The sequence below is a fragment of the Allorhodopirellula heiligendammensis genome (genome assembly GCF_007860105.1).
In the GTDB taxonomy this organism is placed as follows: Bacteria; Planctomycetota; Planctomycetia; order Pirellulales; family Pirellulaceae; genus Rhodopirellula; species Rhodopirellula heiligendammensis.
Genome location: NZ_SJPU01000001.1, coordinates 1,145,783 through 1,161,344 on the forward strand (window position 1 = coordinate 1,145,783; position 15,562 = coordinate 1,161,344).

Annotated in this window: 14 protein-coding genes; 2 read left to right on the plus strand and 12 right to left on the minus strand. The window is 55.0% G+C overall.

Translation table 11 applies throughout. The features are described from left to right. The 11 genes from Poly21_RS04380 to Poly21_RS04430 form a co-directional block, all read right to left on the minus strand. The gene (locus Poly21_RS04380) at positions 1–852 is read right to left on the minus strand and encodes a D-ribose ABC transporter substrate-binding protein (protein ID WP_302117529.1); all 852 of its coding nucleotides are present in this window, start codon (positions 850–852) and stop codon (positions 1–3) included. Positions 853–1,031: 179 nt separating this feature from the next. Further along, complete coding sequence (rbsD, locus tag Poly21_RS04385) at positions 1,032–1,439, minus strand: D-ribose pyranase (RefSeq protein WP_146405748.1); 408 nt, start codon at positions 1,437–1,439, stop codon at positions 1,032–1,034. A gap of 33 nt (positions 1,440–1,472) precedes the next feature. After that, positions 1,473–2,681: a zinc-dependent alcohol dehydrogenase gene (locus tag Poly21_RS04390; protein ID WP_302117532.1), complete on the minus strand. Its 1,209-nt coding sequence runs from the start codon at positions 2,679–2,681 to the stop codon at positions 1,473–1,475. 302 nt (positions 2,682–2,983) lie between these two features. Continuing rightward, on the minus strand, positions 2,984–3,283 hold the full coding sequence (locus tag Poly21_RS04395) for a hypothetical protein (protein WP_146405750.1): 300 nt from the start codon (positions 3,281–3,283) through the stop codon (positions 2,984–2,986). After that, a complete protein-coding gene (gene rbsK, locus Poly21_RS04400; RefSeq protein ID WP_146405751.1) occupies positions 3,280–4,215 on the minus strand; it encodes a ribokinase in 936 nt (311 codons plus the stop codon). The genes Poly21_RS04395 and rbsK overlap by 4 nt, the downstream gene beginning before the upstream one ends. Positions 4,216–4,247: 32 nt before the next feature. Then, positions 4,248–5,576, minus strand: coding sequence for a DUF1593 domain-containing protein (locus Poly21_RS04405; protein ID WP_146405752.1), 1,329 nt, complete (start codon positions 5,574–5,576; stop codon positions 4,248–4,250). 76 nt (positions 5,577–5,652) lie between these two features. Next, the gene (locus Poly21_RS04410) at positions 5,653–6,987 is read right to left on the minus strand and encodes a beta-L-arabinofuranosidase domain-containing protein (RefSeq protein WP_302117535.1); all 1,335 of its coding nucleotides are present in this window, start codon (positions 6,985–6,987) and stop codon (positions 5,653–5,655) included. Positions 6,988–7,035: 48 nt separating this feature from the next. After that, the gene (locus Poly21_RS04415) at positions 7,036–8,418 is read right to left on the minus strand and encodes a DUF1593 domain-containing protein (protein WP_302117536.1); all 1,383 of its coding nucleotides are present in this window, start codon (positions 8,416–8,418) and stop codon (positions 7,036–7,038) included. A gap of 19 nt (positions 8,419–8,437) precedes the next feature. Continuing rightward, the gene (locus Poly21_RS04420) at positions 8,438–9,448 is read right to left on the minus strand and encodes a DUF6807 domain-containing protein (protein ID WP_302117537.1); all 1,011 of its coding nucleotides are present in this window, start codon (positions 9,446–9,448) and stop codon (positions 8,438–8,440) included. A gap of 151 nt (positions 9,449–9,599) precedes the next feature. Further along, entirely contained in the window at positions 9,600–9,857 is a 258-nt protein-coding gene (locus tag Poly21_RS04425; protein WP_146405755.1) for a hypothetical protein, read from the minus strand. Beyond that, positions 9,847–11,250 (minus strand): pectate lyase family protein, encoded by a 1,404-nt coding sequence (locus Poly21_RS04430; protein ID WP_302117538.1) that lies wholly within the window; start codon positions 11,248–11,250, stop codon positions 9,847–9,849. Before Poly21_RS04430 ends, Poly21_RS04425 begins: the two co-directional genes overlap by 11 nt. A gap of 147 nt (positions 11,251–11,397) precedes the next feature. On the opposite strand from Poly21_RS04430, the gene Poly21_RS04435 reads away from it, so the two are divergent. Continuing rightward, positions 11,398–12,234, plus strand: a complete 837-nt coding sequence (locus Poly21_RS04435; RefSeq protein WP_146405756.1) for a helix-turn-helix domain-containing protein — start codon at positions 11,398–11,400, stop codon at positions 12,232–12,234. A gap of 58 nt (positions 12,235–12,292) precedes the next feature. On the opposite strand, the gene Poly21_RS04440 is transcribed toward Poly21_RS04435, so the two are convergent. Next, entirely contained in the window at positions 12,293–13,744 is a 1,452-nt protein-coding gene (locus Poly21_RS04440) for an FAD-dependent oxidoreductase (protein ID WP_146405757.1), read from the minus strand. 358 nt (positions 13,745–14,102) lie between these two features. Here Poly21_RS04440 and Poly21_RS04445 point away from each other — a divergent pair, with 358 nt between their 5' ends. Continuing rightward, positions 14,103–15,203 (plus strand): serine hydrolase domain-containing protein, encoded by a 1,101-nt coding sequence (locus Poly21_RS04445; protein ID WP_302117541.1) that lies wholly within the window; start codon positions 14,103–14,105, stop codon positions 15,201–15,203. The last annotated feature ends 359 nt before the right edge of the window (positions 15,204–15,562 follow it).

A 15,562-nucleotide genomic window follows, 5' to 3' on the forward strand; every position in this document is an offset into this window, starting at 1 on the left:
CTATTCCTTCTTTCCATAGCCAGCGAAGTCGTCGATGTTCTCTTGCGAGACGAGATCGACGTTGACGGGAATCTTTTGATCGAAATCGCGTTTGCCGTTGGCTAGGTACTCGTGCGCGTATTCGGCAGATGTTTGGGCCATGATCTTGGGATACTGCATCACGGTCGCAGCGATCTTTCCTTCGCTGATCGACTTGACGGCGTCGTCCGATCCGTCATACCCGAACACTTTTACTTGATCGGCCTTGCCTGCTGCCAGCAATGCCTGGTAGGCCCCCATCGCCATCGCATCGTTCCCGCAGAACACGGCATTGAAGTCTTTGTGTGATTGAAGAATCGACTCCATGACCTCCAGTGCCTTGTTGCGATCAAAGTCGGCACTTTGTTGGGCGACCATTTTCAGCCCTGCATATCGATCGACGACGCTGTGAAAACCTTGGGAGCGATTCCAGGTATTGTTGTCTCCCACCAGTCCCAGCAGTTCAACATACTCCCCCTTCTCGCCAAGTTTCTCGACGAAGTACTTGCCAAGTTCTACGCATCCCGAATAGTTGTCGGACAACAACTGAGCGGTCGCAGCGTCGCTGGAATTGATCTCCCGGTCGATACAGAAGACGGGAATGCCTGCCTCTGTTGCTCGTCTCACGTTCGCAATCGAACCGTCTGCGTCGGTCGGATTAAACAGAATCGCTGAATAGCCAGCCGCGATCACGTTGTCAAAGTGCTCCGCTTCCTTGGCTGTATCGTTTTGTGAATCGAACATGTTGGCTTCGTAGCCGAGTTCAAGAGCCCGGTCGCGTGCGGTTTCTCCCAAAACGACGAACCACGGATTGTTGAGAGTTGAAATGATCACGGCAATCTCTTGACGTTCTTCGACAGTCCCGATGGACGCGCTGCTATTGATGTCTCTTGTGCAACCTATCACGGCGAGAGACAGGAGGCAGATGAGCAGATGGACCGCTGGAGAGCAGGATTGGAATCGATTCATAATAATGGCTAGGTTCGCTGTCATAGAATTCGGCTGGAAGGAAATTAAAAGACGACGCCGGACCGAAGGATAACATTTGCATAGGGCGTACATTCACCCGTCCGCACAAAAACTTCGCTTTCGCATGATCTTCGCTTGAAGTCTTCATGAGAAACCTCGGTCACCAGGGGGTTCATTCCGTGGCGTTCGATCACGTCCATTAGTCCCCGAAAAATCTCAGTGTTGTGTTGGTGAATCTCCGACGCGACCACAATTTCCTCGATCATCATCTCACTCAACAGGGCATCAAGTGTCCGTAGGAAAGACGGATAACCCGGTTCGATCGCTAAGTCGATCCGTTTGATTCTGGACGGTATCGGCAGTCCGGCGTCGCACAACGTGATGGACGCCGTATGTCCGATTCGGCTGATCTCGTAACTCAGTTCGCTGTTGAGTAGTCTGGTTCGTTTCATGGAGCACCTGCAGTCGTATATTTCCCCTACCTCTCACGCCTTGTGCGGCACGACCTCGATTTTGACGCATTCGTCGAAATTGGTCACCGTGCCGAATCCATCTACCAGTTCGTCCAGGCTGAAACGGTGCGTTATTAACGCGGGGAAATCATAGCGATTTGACTGTTGTTGCAAGACGTTCAGCACCGGCCGCCAGTTGGTTCCGCAATGGAAGACCGAGTGGATGTGCAGATTCTTGGAGTTGATGTGTCGCATCACATCGAGCGGGACCGTTTTACCGAGATCAACCCAGTTGCCCACCTCGATTACCGTCCCGCCTTTGCGGACCATTCTCAGGGCCTCAACGAAGACTTCCGGCTCGCCGGCCGATTCAATCACCAGATCCGGCCCGACGCCTTCAGTCAGTTCTCTCGCCCGATGAATCCGTTCTTCCACGCCCACCTTGGACGCATTGATCGTGACGTCGGCATACAGCTTCTTGGCAACCCCAAGTCGCAGATCCGACAGGTCTGTCGCAATCGACAACCCGGCTCCCTGAATTCGTGCCATGACGCCGTGCAGGATACCCAGCGGACCGTTGCCCAACACCGCCACCGACATCCCCGGGCCGAAGCCTTCATTGACCGGAGCAAACGGCCCGCTCGCACGGGCTAGAGCGTGATATGCCACGGCCATCTCTTCGACGAATACCGCAACGTCCGTCGGCATCTCTTCAGGAATCTTGAAGAGATGCGTCCGCGGGCGAATGTACATGTACTCGCCGAAGCCGCCTCTCACGTGCGGCGGCGTGTCGGCATTCGGGTGTAGGCCATAGGCCTGTACCTGGTTCTCGCAAGTGGTGTTGTTGTAGTGATTACGGCAATACCAGCACTCGCCACAGTTCACTTCGACCGCGATCGCCACGCGGTCGCCGGGCTGAAGCAGTTGGCCGTCGTAATCCATCGTCCGCGCGGCGTTGTCACCGATCTCGACAATCGTCCCGATGACCTCATGCCCGCCGATGTAAGGATAGATCGACTTGCCACGCAACTCAGTGGCCTCACCTTTGAAGATGTGCCGATCGGTTCCGCAGATGCCCGTCATATCGACTTTTAAGATTGCGGAGTCGTGATCCATCGTCGGAAAGGGATAGGTTCGCATCTCTGTTTTGCCGGGAGCTGTCATCGCGACCGCTCGGACGGCTTTGGGAGTTGCGTGAGTCATGGATTTCTCGGCGTTCTGCAAGGTTGATGATGGGGTCATTATTTTTCGCTGGGGTAAGAGTCCGTTGGGGATGACGTCGCAAGTCTCGTTAACAGCGAATTCTCTCAGGATTAATGCAGGCGGTCTCCCGCGAAATTGGCGAACATTCACGAAATACTAAGGTGCCGGTCTCTCGAGCACGCACCCTGCGTGCGTCAGCCCATCTACTTCTTCATATCCGCGATCACGCGCCGATAACGCGTCAAACGAGGTGCCCCATGGGCGGCGATTGCGAGGATACTATGCATGGAACAGACGCTGGACATCATACGGCCGGATGGGACGTCGAAGGATGTCTTGACCTAGTCGAAGTTCTTGATCGGTACTGGCTGTCCGGTGATTCCGGACGACGTCAGCAGCACGCCGGCTTCACCGTAATCGAACCAATCATACGACAATGCATCACCGTTGAAGGATCGACCTCGTAGCCCCGAGACCTTCAATGGCGAAATGCGTCGCGTAGGTCCGCATGCGTACGATCGACATCGCATCGTCATATTCGTTTCACCGTCGGCGAGTGTAAAGACTCGTGGCTTTTCAACATCAGCACAGGTGTTCAGAAATACTGAAATCGCAACTAGAAGACTGGGTATGCATATCATGCGTTTTTCTTCAGTGGGGACCATTCGTTGACTTCCTTCAAGGTTGGAAATGCAGTCTGAGTGCCGATACGAGTCACTGAAATAGCTGCAACGGTACTGGCCCAGCGAGCGGATTCAGTCAGAGTCATGCCGTCAACCAGTGAGACGGTGAGCGCTGCGGTAAAGGCATCGCCGGCGCCGGTCGTATCGACAGCCTCCACCTTGATCGCCGAAATGTGAGCTGATCCTGAGTCGTCAAGAAGGAAAACACCGTTGCCGCCCATCGTCAAAGCAACGCGTTTTACTCCACGTTCACGAAGGAGTTCCGCTGCTCGCAGTGCATCGGCTTCGGTCTCGACCGGCTGCCCGGTCAGCGTCGAGATTTCTAACCTATTTGGAACACAGACGTCACATAGTGCAAGCAGTTGGTCAGTGACGTGTTCGGCCGGCGCGGGCGTGAGTACCGTCAGCACGTCTAAAGTTCGGGCAAGGCGGAACGCTTCGACTGCAGCAACCACTGGCGTTTCCAACTGACAAAGAACGGCATCGGATTGTTCGATCATCGACGACGCAGCTTTGACGTCCTCGGCGTTGAGTCGCCCATTTGCTCCCGCGACAACGATAATGCAGTTTTCGGCATGGTCGTCGACCAGGATCGCAGCGGTTCCGGTCGGCTGGTCTTCTGCCCGCCGCATGACTGATGTCTGAATTCCCTCCGCCTCATAAGCGTCAATGGCTGCCTTTCCGAAAGCATCGTTTCCAACACAGGCGATGAACGTCACATCAGTTCCCAAGCGGGCCGCGGCCACAGCCTGGTTGGCGCCCTTGCCGCCCATGCCCTGATGCTGGGAATAACCAGTCAATGTTTCGCCGGGTTGTGGAAACCGGGGCGTGCGAAACGTTAAGTCAATGTTGGCCGAGCCAACTACGCAAATACGGCGAGCAGATTTCATGGACTCACTCCTACTTTTCTAGTCGGCCGAGATCACTTGACGTTGATAATGACGCGGCGGTAGGCGTAGAGATTGGGATTTCCGTCGTCATGAAGTTCTAAAATCATGTGCAAGTTCTTGCCACCCGCATTTGACGGAATGTTCACCTTCGCTACTGCGGCGAAAGTGTCTTCAATTTTCACTGCCCCCGTGTAGGAACTAGGTTCCTGATAGAACGACCATGCGTAAAACAACGCATCCTCATCAGGATCGCTGGAACCAGCCGCGCTTAAAACGACCGTTGAACCAGGTGCTGCGGTGACTTCTAAGACTCGACGAGAAATGTCGCCGTTGACAACGGCGATCGGGTGGTGGTTGGCGTCGGAGTATGTGTCGGTGATGCTCCAGTCCATTCGCGCCGCGAAGTCGTTATCGTAGGCGATGCTCCAGCGTTTGATTGCGTTCATACCTTCCGCCGAGTTTCCAAACATAAGATAAGGGTCGAACTCGCCCTCGTTCGTGACTGGCTTCATGCTGCGGATACCGGCCTTCTTCGCTAGGTCAAATCGTCCGCCCCAACTACCTTGGTCGATCTTTTCGGGGTCGTTCAAACCATTTGGATAGACGTGCATGAAAGCTGGAGTATCGCCTTCGGTCGCCCATTTCCTGTCTGGGTAGACGGCACCGAGCGGTCCATGGCTCTGAATGTGCTCCTTCAGGTATTCATCCGAAGGCGCCCAACCATAGACACTGGTAGCGCGGATGTACAACACTTCCGGGAAGTTCTTCGCAATCCAAGCTCCAGCGTCGTCTTGTCCCAGGATGTCGAACACTCGCAGTTTGCTGAGAAACTGCGACAACTCCTCGTTCGACCGCGTTGCTCGGACTTTCCAAATCGCTTGCGCGACATTGTTCGTTCCACCCCAGCCTCCGACCCAAACCGGTCGCGGATCATCCGTATCGACCGAGGCAATGATAAGTTCCGATCCGGGACTGTCTTTACCGTCGCCGACGTCGCTCATGCCGTAGGCTAGTTGGCCCATAACCGAAATTGATTTCAAGTACTGGGCTGATGGAAACCCGTCGGCATGCACCTTCAGATTATCAACACACTGGCCATATGCGTTTACCAACGTGTCGAGCATCTCGGTGTCGCTTTGATTCTTCTTCCAGCATCCGGTCGAGACGATCAAGCCTTCGATATCGAATTCGTTGGCACAAACCAACAGGCGGACCATTGACTGTTCATCATCAGGATCGGCCCCGAGGTCGGTGGTCGTGATGATTCGTGGTTTATTACCATTGGGGTTTGGCTTGCCTGCCTCGGCAATACCGATGCTGGTCACAATTGTGAACAAAAAAACAGCGTAGCGAGTTTGCATTAGTAATCATTCCGTTGGAGTGGTGTCAGCTTCCAGCTTGCGCATTGCGGTAAACGCAAGCTGGACGCTTACGCAATTAAGTTGGATCTGAACAAGCGTTTTGCGAAGTCTGCGAGAAAAACGTCAGCCAGCGGCTCACTGATTTCACGCTTTGGCGTTCGCCGGCTCCAAACTGAGACGCGGCATCATCGGCCCACCGATTCGGGTTGCTAAGAGACGGATCTTCTAAAACCCTGGCGAAAGGAGCGACGGACTTGACCCCGCAGGTCTTTCCGTCGAGCGCAGCGACATTACTTTGGATTGTGAACGGGTAGGTCTTTGCGGCTTTCGGGCAGATGCAAAATCTCACGGTGCCGTCGCCCGGAAAGTGGCTGTGAATCGACACGTTGTCAGACATGAGCTGGGCCTTGGGGAGCTGGGCCTCGGGGAGCTGGGCCTCGGGATTTTCCGTCGTGTCGTCACTCAGCAGCAGCACTAGTGCGAGAACACTAAACACTTCCACGTGATCGTCTGGTGTAGTGAGTCGGTCGAATTGCGAGTACGGCCGCTTCCACGCGCTGGCGAACTGACCGCCCCACCCAGGTTGTGACGGATTGTCTGGCATCCCGTACGTCAGCCAGCCCACTTCCGTTTGGCGTGTAGATGGCAACTGGTCCTGGTTGTCATCGCCGATTTGGTCTCCCATCTGTATCAACCGCTCCGCGAGATTCAGGTAGCAGGCTTCGCCAGTCGCTCGACACAGATCCAGCACGCTCATGAAGTGCGACGGACAGATCTCACATCCCGCCTGTTGGGGTGTCCGATGGCGATAGGCTTCATCCAGAAAGTCGGCTCCTCTACGAATGATCGTCAACAGGCTGGCCTTTGCGCTCACGTCATGATTCACACAAGCATCCGTAATCAGATGGCACATAATGTACATCTCAAAGTTGACGAGATCGCTAAATCGCTTTTCAGTTGTGTTGCCGTTGTGATTGGCAATCAGCACGGGATGGTGTAAGTAACCATTCGTTCGCTGTGCCCGCCCGATGATCCCGACGATTTCGACGAGGCGTTGATCCCACTGAGAATCTGGTTTAGTTGCCTGCAGTGCACAGACCGCTTCCATCCCTACGTCGGACTCGCCATCGTTGACCGGGGCACCGTGGTTGGTGCCCTCTGACACCCCGGCAACGATGTGAAGTTCTTCCAGGTACTGCGTCCCCCGCATGTTTTCTTTCGTCTCGGGGGCCGTTTTGACCTGGCATGTGTCCAGCCGTTGCTGCCCGAAGCCGTCCGCCCAGTTAACCTCGGTTAAACGAACTGTTGCAACTGCGGGACGAGGTCTATGGGCAACCGCCTGCGCCGACGCTAGCTCTGCAACGCAGCAAGCGATTGCCAATAGTAGAAGATGCGTGTAGCTCAATGGCATGGTTTGTAGTTTTTCGCGAGCTGGAAGTAGCATACGCCACGGATGAATCTAATGCTGTTTGATGTCGCAGACGACGCGTTGATAACCAACGAGTTCTGGAGTGCCGTTGTCGGTCACTTCAAGAATGATGTGAACTTGTTTGCCCGGATCGTCCGGGGCGACGAAACTTGCCTCGTTCGCGGAATCGCTTTGCGCGATCGTGACGCGCGCCTCTGCCGAATCCGCATCGCTGTATTGCCACCAGCGGAACGTCACTTTGTCTCCGTCGGGATCGGTCGCCACGGCCCCGAGCATCACCGTTTCACCGGGCTTCACCTGACGTTGGTTGCTGCCCTTGAGCTTAGCCACCGGCGCGTGGTTCGCGTTTGCAAAGTCATTCACGCACCAGTCCATCCGCGCGGCGAAATCGTTTTGAGCCGCTGGAACCCAGCGCCAGAACATCTTGTGCGAGTCCCCATCATCGGTAAGTGATTTGTCGGTGACGTGATTGGGGAACTTCGGATCGTCGTGCGCGGCTCGTCCGCCCCAGCCACCTAACGTGTAGTCCACATCCGCGGCGAGCCCATTGTTGATCAGGTTCAAGAAGGATGGCGTGTCTCCTTCGCTAATGTACTTTTGCGGCGTCAGGGCACCTAACGGTCCGTGCCCATTTTTGACATGCTCGTTGACCCATTCGTCTTTCATATATGCTTGTATCGCAGGCGGGCTTGCACTCACCCGGCCTTGCTTGCGCGCATGGTCGTAACTTTCATAGTCCCAGACATCGTCCCAGCCATATGCTTCGTAAATGCAGGCGCTGGGAATGTTCTCCTGAATCCAGGAACCACCCCCGTCCTGATACCAGATGCAGTAGATGCGGATACGCGATACGGCGTAGTCAAAGTTTTCTTTGGGATAGTCGGTCTTCAGTTTCCAAAGCGCCGAAGCCGTTGTGTTTGCACCGCCCCACGAAAGAACATGTACGGGCCGCGGATCATCATCAAGCAACGTGTCGATAATCAATTGGGCGCCCGCAGTATCTTTGGTGTGCATGTCGGGCGGAGCGATCCAAAGATCTGACTCCGTCTCGTTGCCGACGCGCATCACGCTTCGCAGCGACTCTGCGTCAGGGTAGTCAGTGTTGTGCTTCCGCAAATTCGGTAGTACCTGTTCATAAGCATCGAGTTGTGTCTCAATCCACTTCTTGTCGCTGTGTCCGTGCTTCTGGTACTTGGAGTTAACCTGGACGATGCCGGCGACGTCAAAATCGCAAGCGTAAAGTAGAAAGCGAATCATGGAACTGCGATCATCCACTTCGCCATCTGTGGTGGCAATCACTCGGGGTCTTGTCTGCTCTCCGGGCTCAACGGCCAAAGCCAACCGAGCAGAAGCCGAGGGAGTGGTAACCAAGGCCATAGCGCCGAGCAGCCAAACAAACTCACGTTGATTCATGTCTCGTCCTGTTCCATATTCAAAGTTGGGGTTTCGATGCCGCGTAGGCTTTGTAGGCTTCTGCGATTTTGGCAGTGTTGTCGTCACCCTCGTGGAAGATAATCCGATGACGGAGTAGGACGTTCTCGCCGTCCTTCAGCGTGAACGCGCCGGAGTCAGCACTTTCGTCGAGACTGTGCTGTCCAAACGCATTGGCCGTGAACAGCCCGTAGTCGCGCACATGCCAACGAGTTGGATGACGGAAGCTTGACGGATGATTCAGAAACGCGACGCCAAGATGTTCGCCATCAACAGGGCCGTGGTAATCCACCCAAACCGCCGGTTTTGACCACGTATCACCGTCGCGATCACCCACGCTATTGATAATGTGTCCTTTGCCATCAGTTAGCGACAGGGAAGTTGGGACGCGGACATTTAACCCGGCGTCTTTCATGTCCTGCAACTCGATATTGCCGTACTTGCCAAGCAACCTAATATCAAAGTCGAGTAGGAGTTGGCCATTGGACATGTGAAACACTATCGATCGCTCGTCCGCCATGAGTTGCTTTCCAGCGGAATCCAGGTAATCATTCGTTGAACAAATCACTGCCCGATCGGCGTTGGCCGAGATTTCCGTGAATGCGGTGTGAGCGATTGTGCCCAAACTCGCCAAAAACTCTTCTTGTTTTTCGTCCTTGAGATTCTTCGAGGCCGCTTCGAGCCAGGTATCAGCGCCTCCGACGCCTTGGTGACCAAACCATACACCACGGTGGTGCGGATGGTCATGCTGTTCACCGTCGATGATTTCCATCGGAAATGCCCGGGTCATCGACTTACCCTTGGGACCGAGCACTGGCCAAAAGTATGGCTTCCTAGCATCGGTGTCTCGATAGTGATACCTGGTGACAAGGTTACCATCGTACTCAATCGTTACCTGAGACTCCTCGCACGAGATCGAAAATCCATCAGCACGGACCTGCCAATGCATGCCAAGCAACATGGCTAAGGCAGTTGCTGCGAAAACGATTTGCTGCATGTGTTTCAATCTCATTTCAGTTACCTTTGATGTTGCAGATGACGCGTCAGTGGCCAACGAGTGGTGGCGTTGCGTTGTCGGTTGCTTCGAGGATGATATGAACCTGTTTGCGCGGTTCGTCTGGCGCGAAAAACTAGCCTCACGCGCCGAGTCGCTTCCAACGATGCTACTCCTCGTGCGTCTTGAGTGGCCGAGCGAAGGTGTTCGTCCCGCCCCGCGCATGTTTCCACACCGGACACTTGTTCGATGCGTCCAGTAGTACGTCCACAATCCGCTGCGAACCTGCGGTGACGTCCGCCATCTCCTGTGACAACACGCGTGGCTTGGTCGAGGCATCCAGAGTATCGCTCTGGCCGATTACCGTCACAGGAAATAGTAGCATCAGAGTTGGAATACTCAGACTGTGATGCCAATTATTTTCCATGGGAGTTCTCCAACGCACTGATGTTATTTTCTGGACTTGAATAGTCGACGAAGATTGTTGGATCAGTACCGTTGAGGTATTCTTCAATGTTGGTGTAGCCATCGGCATCGTGATCGCGAGCGTTGTCATTCCTATCGTTGGGGTCCAAACCGTACTTCGTTTCCCAGTCGTCGGGCATTCCGTCATCGTCGGAATCTTGTGGTACTGCTGCGGATTGCAGTGCCGGCCAACCGCCAACGTCTTCCTGTGTGGTGATGATTCCATTCCTGCCGTGAGTTGCTGTACCGCTTCTGACCTCCTCAATGATGCGCGCATCGATTGAATCTCGCTTAGGAAGTGAGCAACCCGCATGATGAAGGACGGATGTGTAGGCGTCCGTTGCGGATTGCTGACGAATGGGCAACGCGTCCCAAGGCGCCGGCATTGGTTGATAGGTTTTCCCTTTGACGCCCAACCAATTATCCGTCGTGACTTGAGGATAGCCATCGACATAATTGTCGCCCACATACCAACTGCCGTAATCGCCATCTCCTCGCGACGAAGGATTCACGATGTTGTCTTTCACGTCCGACCGTGTAGCGGGCCCCGACTTATAGTAATTGGCGATCATGTTGACTGTGGAGAACTCGATCGGGGGTTTCCGTCGGTCACCTTTTTGGTGTGCTTCGCCACCGTAAGCGCTTTGATAACCCCAGTTGAAGACCACGTTGTTGCGGTAGTCGTTATACCCACAACCCGAGGCCCAGCGGGGATTGCGGCTATCATTGTGAGCAAACAGGTTGTGATGATAGGTGCTGTAATGGTTTCCCCAGATGCCGCCGAAACGATGTGACCCGTCCTGCTTTGCGCAGGCTTCGGTAATCATGCACCATTGGATCGTGACGTTTTCATTGTGGTAGAGAGAGAACACTTCATCGCTGCTCCAACTTGCTGACACATGATCCACAACGATATTTTTGTGGTACCTTCCACCCAGTGCGTCGCCGTCATGATCAGTTCTGACCCTGATATAGCGGATGACAACATCATCGGCGTCGATTGCAAGATTGCCTTTGATGGTGATACCATCTCCAGGAGCCGTTTGTCCTGCGATGGTGATAAAATCGTGCTTGATTTTTACATCACCGTCAATTGTTCCGGAGACGTTAAAAACGACAATTCTTGGCTCGGTGGCATCACACGCTGCTTGCAGGCTTCCCGGTCCCTTGGCGTTGAGGTTAGTCACGGCGATCACTGTGCCGCCCCGGCCCCCACGCGTCGCTGCGCCATATCCTTCGGCGCCGGGAAATGCAGCGATGGTGCTTGGGCTGCTTGCATCGTCAGCGACACTGGATAGCCGGGCCATCGTTCCTGCCAGTACCAGCAGGAAGATTGAAATTGTAAGGATCTTCATGTCTTTTCCTATGTGGAATGTTTTGCGTAACCTGGATGAGTATGCCATGGTTTCATTGGGCACGATCTGAGGTCGCTGATCAAACTACCTGCACGCTCGCCGCGAATCTCCCTGTTGGAGTGTGTTCTTTCACGGTATTCTAAGATTATGAAGCAGTTCGATACCAAACGCCCGGAGTTCTCACCCTACGGTTTCGCTTGCGAGTCGTGGAAGCCGACCCGTATGACTCGTCCCGACCGACACAACGAGATTGAGCTAAATCTGCTCACTGCCGGTTCGCTGACCTACCTGCTGGGCGGTCAGCGGACGAAGATCGAGGCGGGGAGGCTCGGAATCTTTTGGGCAGCGATCCCGCATCAGATCGTGGAGGTCGAAGGGGACACACCCTACTACGTTGTCACAGTGCCGCTGAGTGAGTTCCTGCGGGTGGGACTCGATCTCAGTTTCATTAATCGCATTTTACAAGGTGAACTTATCGTCGATTGTGATCACTACCCATGGGACGAACTGGTGTTTCGACGATGGGAGTTGGACCTCAAGGCGGACGATCGAGTTCTGCAGCGTGCGGCGAATTTGGAAGTACAGTCGCGGCTGTTGCGATTTGCTCACGGCATTAACGACGGGAAATTGGTACCTTCGATGGCCGCGTTAACACGGGCTGATCAGATCGCCTGTTACATAGCGCGGAACTACCAACAGCCGTTGACGTCTCAATCGATCGCCAACGCCATGGACGTCCACGCCAACTACGCTATGACGCTATTTCGAAAAACATTTGGCACCACGATGACGGCATTTATCACTCAACACCGCATCTCCCATGCTCAAAGACTCCTGGTCACAACTGACAACGCGATACTGGATGTCGCATTGGACTCAGGTTTCCAGAGTCTCAGCCGATTCAATGAAGCATTTAAAGCGGGATGTGGTTGTGCTCCGCGAGAGTTCCGGAAAACACACCGTCCCGCCTCCCCAAGCCGTTGAAGGTGACGTTGCCCATGCGATCGGTAAGGCAATCCCACGGGGGAGTAGCTGATTCGAGCTAACCTGATGACCGAATCTCGCTCCACCGCAGCTCATGCGGCATGACCAGGCGCTGAATCGAAACGGCAGCTGCACGTCCTGCCGCTTCGCCCATGGGGACGGAGTTTCCCGTTACCCGGTAGCTCGAGTGGGCGACAAAATCACCGCTAATACAGCGGCCAGCCAGCAGCAAACCATCGACATCTGCGGCGATCAGAGCGGGATAGGGTATATCGTACGGTTGATGTCCGCCCTGCTTGAACTCGCGGCTGATCTCCTTGTTGCCGTGCGTGTTCAACGCGTGCACATCGATGGGGAACTTTGCTGTGCAAACAGCTTGCTCGTGCTTGAGCCCCGCGGCCAAGTCATCGGCCGTGATCTGGTAGCGACCACGGATGCGACGACCTTCGCGGACTCCAATCTGCTCGGCGGTTGCTACTATGGAAATGTTCTTCCAGGGGCCACCTATGTGGCGTAAGCCTGACACGAGATCGTGGACTTCGCGGCGCGCTCGAATGGTCGCTTCGCTAATCGCGTTAGCGTCAAACGCGGACACACCGTATTCATGATTGGTCATGATCGAAAAGATATCACTGTGCAGATGACGCAGAGTTGGTCCTCGGTAGGATGGCGACATTCCATGTTGTTCCATGAGGCTCAACAGCAAGCTCTTTGCCGATGATGCGGTCTCGCGGATATAGGGGCGCACCTTATCGGCGTCGAGCCCGGTGAGCAGCGCCATCATCGACATTGGCTGACATTCGCAAGCCTCGCCCACCCCGAGATCGAATCGACAGCCCGCGTGTGCTGCGAGATCACCATCACCGCTGCAGTCAACGAAACGTTCCGCAAGCCAGGCTTCCCGGCCCGATTTCGACTCTGTTAGCACCGCAATGACTCTGCGATGGGAGTCTGTTACTGCGCCAACGAGTCGCGTGTGCAAGCGAATTTTTACGCCCGCTTGGAGGCATCGTTCCTCCAAAACCAGTTTCGCAACTTCGGGATCGTAAACGGTGCCGTTGGTTTGGTTCGCTATTGCGCTTCCACGTTCCGAGAACGCCCGCAGCAGTTCCGCCATAATCCCGGACTTATTCTCCGAATCGAGAATCTTGGTTAGGAGACCGGCGGTCCAAACACCACCGAGACAACCGGCGACTTCGATCAACTGAACCGTAGCGCCTGCGCGTGCGGCGGCCAATGCGGCAGCAATGCCTGCCGGACCACCGCCGCAAACGAGCACGTCACTCTTTCCTACTACGGGAACCTCGCGAGGTTGCTCACGCAATACCTGAGCGTCTGGGGAAAGCTCAGCTCGCGTACGCAACACGTCACCACTGAGCGGATTGGCAACTCGGACTGCTGGGCCTGCTTCGGCCGCGTTGGTGTCAGCGGAGGTGAGCGAAGCAGATACGATGAGTCCGCCCGCAGTGGCTTGGAGAAAGTTGCGGCGTGACGGTTCGATGCGTTCCATTTGCGGCTTTCATTGCGAGATCGTTAGCGAGCAATCCGAGTCGTGTGGCGCACGGTGCGTTACCATCTTCGGCTCCAATCCTTGCCACGGTCACGCATAGTTTAACCGCATTCACAATCGCGTGCACGAAACCTATTGATGGGGTTCCCAGGCCATGTTCACGGTATTCATAGGCCGAGCTCCACAGTGTGTGGCCCGGCACATAGGCACCGTCGGACCGAGTACACTTGGGGGCAGAGGCGACTGGCCTTATAGAGCCGATGCGGCGTACCGACAGGGATCTCCAGCTCGCAATCTTCTCATCAATGCACCATGCAGCTTCCCTGTAGCGCTACCAATTCACAACGGAGAGAACACCATGATGAACCGCCGCAAAATTCTTCAAGCTGGGATAGGTTTGACAGTGGCCGCGCCCCTATTGGCTGCCGTTAAGCAGGGCCGTTACGATGACGCAATAACGGTATTGGGCCGTGCGACCGAATCAGGTCAGGTTGCAGCTGCAACACTCTGTGTGCGTCAGGAAGAGGAAGTCTGCTCGCAAGCATTCGGTGACGCCATATCGACGGATGCCAGTTTCTTACTGGGTTCGATCTCAAAGCCGATCGCTGTCACCGCACTGATGTCGCTACTGGACGCTGGAGAGTTTAAGCTCGATGATCGGGCTGTCAAGTTTCTACCTGAGTTCCATGGCGATGGTCGGGAAGGCATCACGATGCGACAGTTGCTGACTCATAACTCTGGGCTACCCGATCAACTGCCAGAGAATGCAAAACTGCGATCAGCTCACGCCCCCTTGTCTGAGTTCATTTCCGCTGCCACGCACACCCCCTTGTTGTTCGCCCCTGGAGCGAAGTACAGCTACTCAAGCATGGCGATTTTACTTGCCTCCGAAGTCGCTCAGCGAATCTCCGATAAACCGATTGCGACTCTGGTGGACGAAGTCGTTTGCCAACCACTGGCTTTGAAGCACACGGCTATGGGAGTTGGGCATTTGCCGATCGAATCGCTGATGAAATGCCAAGTCGAGTACGCCGCTCCAGAATCCGGTGCGGGAGACCCAAGTACACAGACCTGGGATTGGAACAGCGATTACTGGCGTCAACTCGGAGCTCCCTGGGGCGGTGCCTTTTCCTCAGCGAGCGACGTTGCTCGGTTTCTAAGTGAGTTTCTGCATCCTCAGGCAGGCATGCTCCAACCAGAAACGGCTCGATCAATGGTTCGGAATCAAAACCCTTCCAGCATGAAAGCGCGTGGGCTTGGATTTGATCTGGGTGACAGTCTCTATGGTCCCGCTCGGGACACTGTCTTCGGACACACTGGCTCGACGGGCACGCTCTGCTGGGCGGATCCCACCACAGACTCTGTTTGCGTCGTGCTGACAACACTTCCCGGCCGCGCCGTCACTCCGCATCCACGTGAACAAGTCTCCCGCCGTGTGCTCGCGACGTTAAGTTCCTAGTATGATGGTTGGATGCAGCACAGGGCGTGCAACGGCACTGGGAGTCACCGTCCAGCACCGCAGTGGCGATGGCTGTGTCGCCGAGGAAACTCCGCTTTCGCCGTCTGAATACACAAATACGAATCCGCAGCGCCAGCGAGGAACACGCTGGACTGCCTCGTTGACGCGCCACGTTAGCCAGTTAAGTGAGCCTGGATTCCGCAGCGCAAACATCGGCTCAACGTATTCATTTCACCCGATCGCCATCATGACGATACCTCAATGTAGAACGTGACTCGCGATCGTCGATCGGGAGCGTGAAATCATGATACAATCCAGTCCCCTCCTGGCGGCTGTTGATATTGGATTCGCGTTACTGA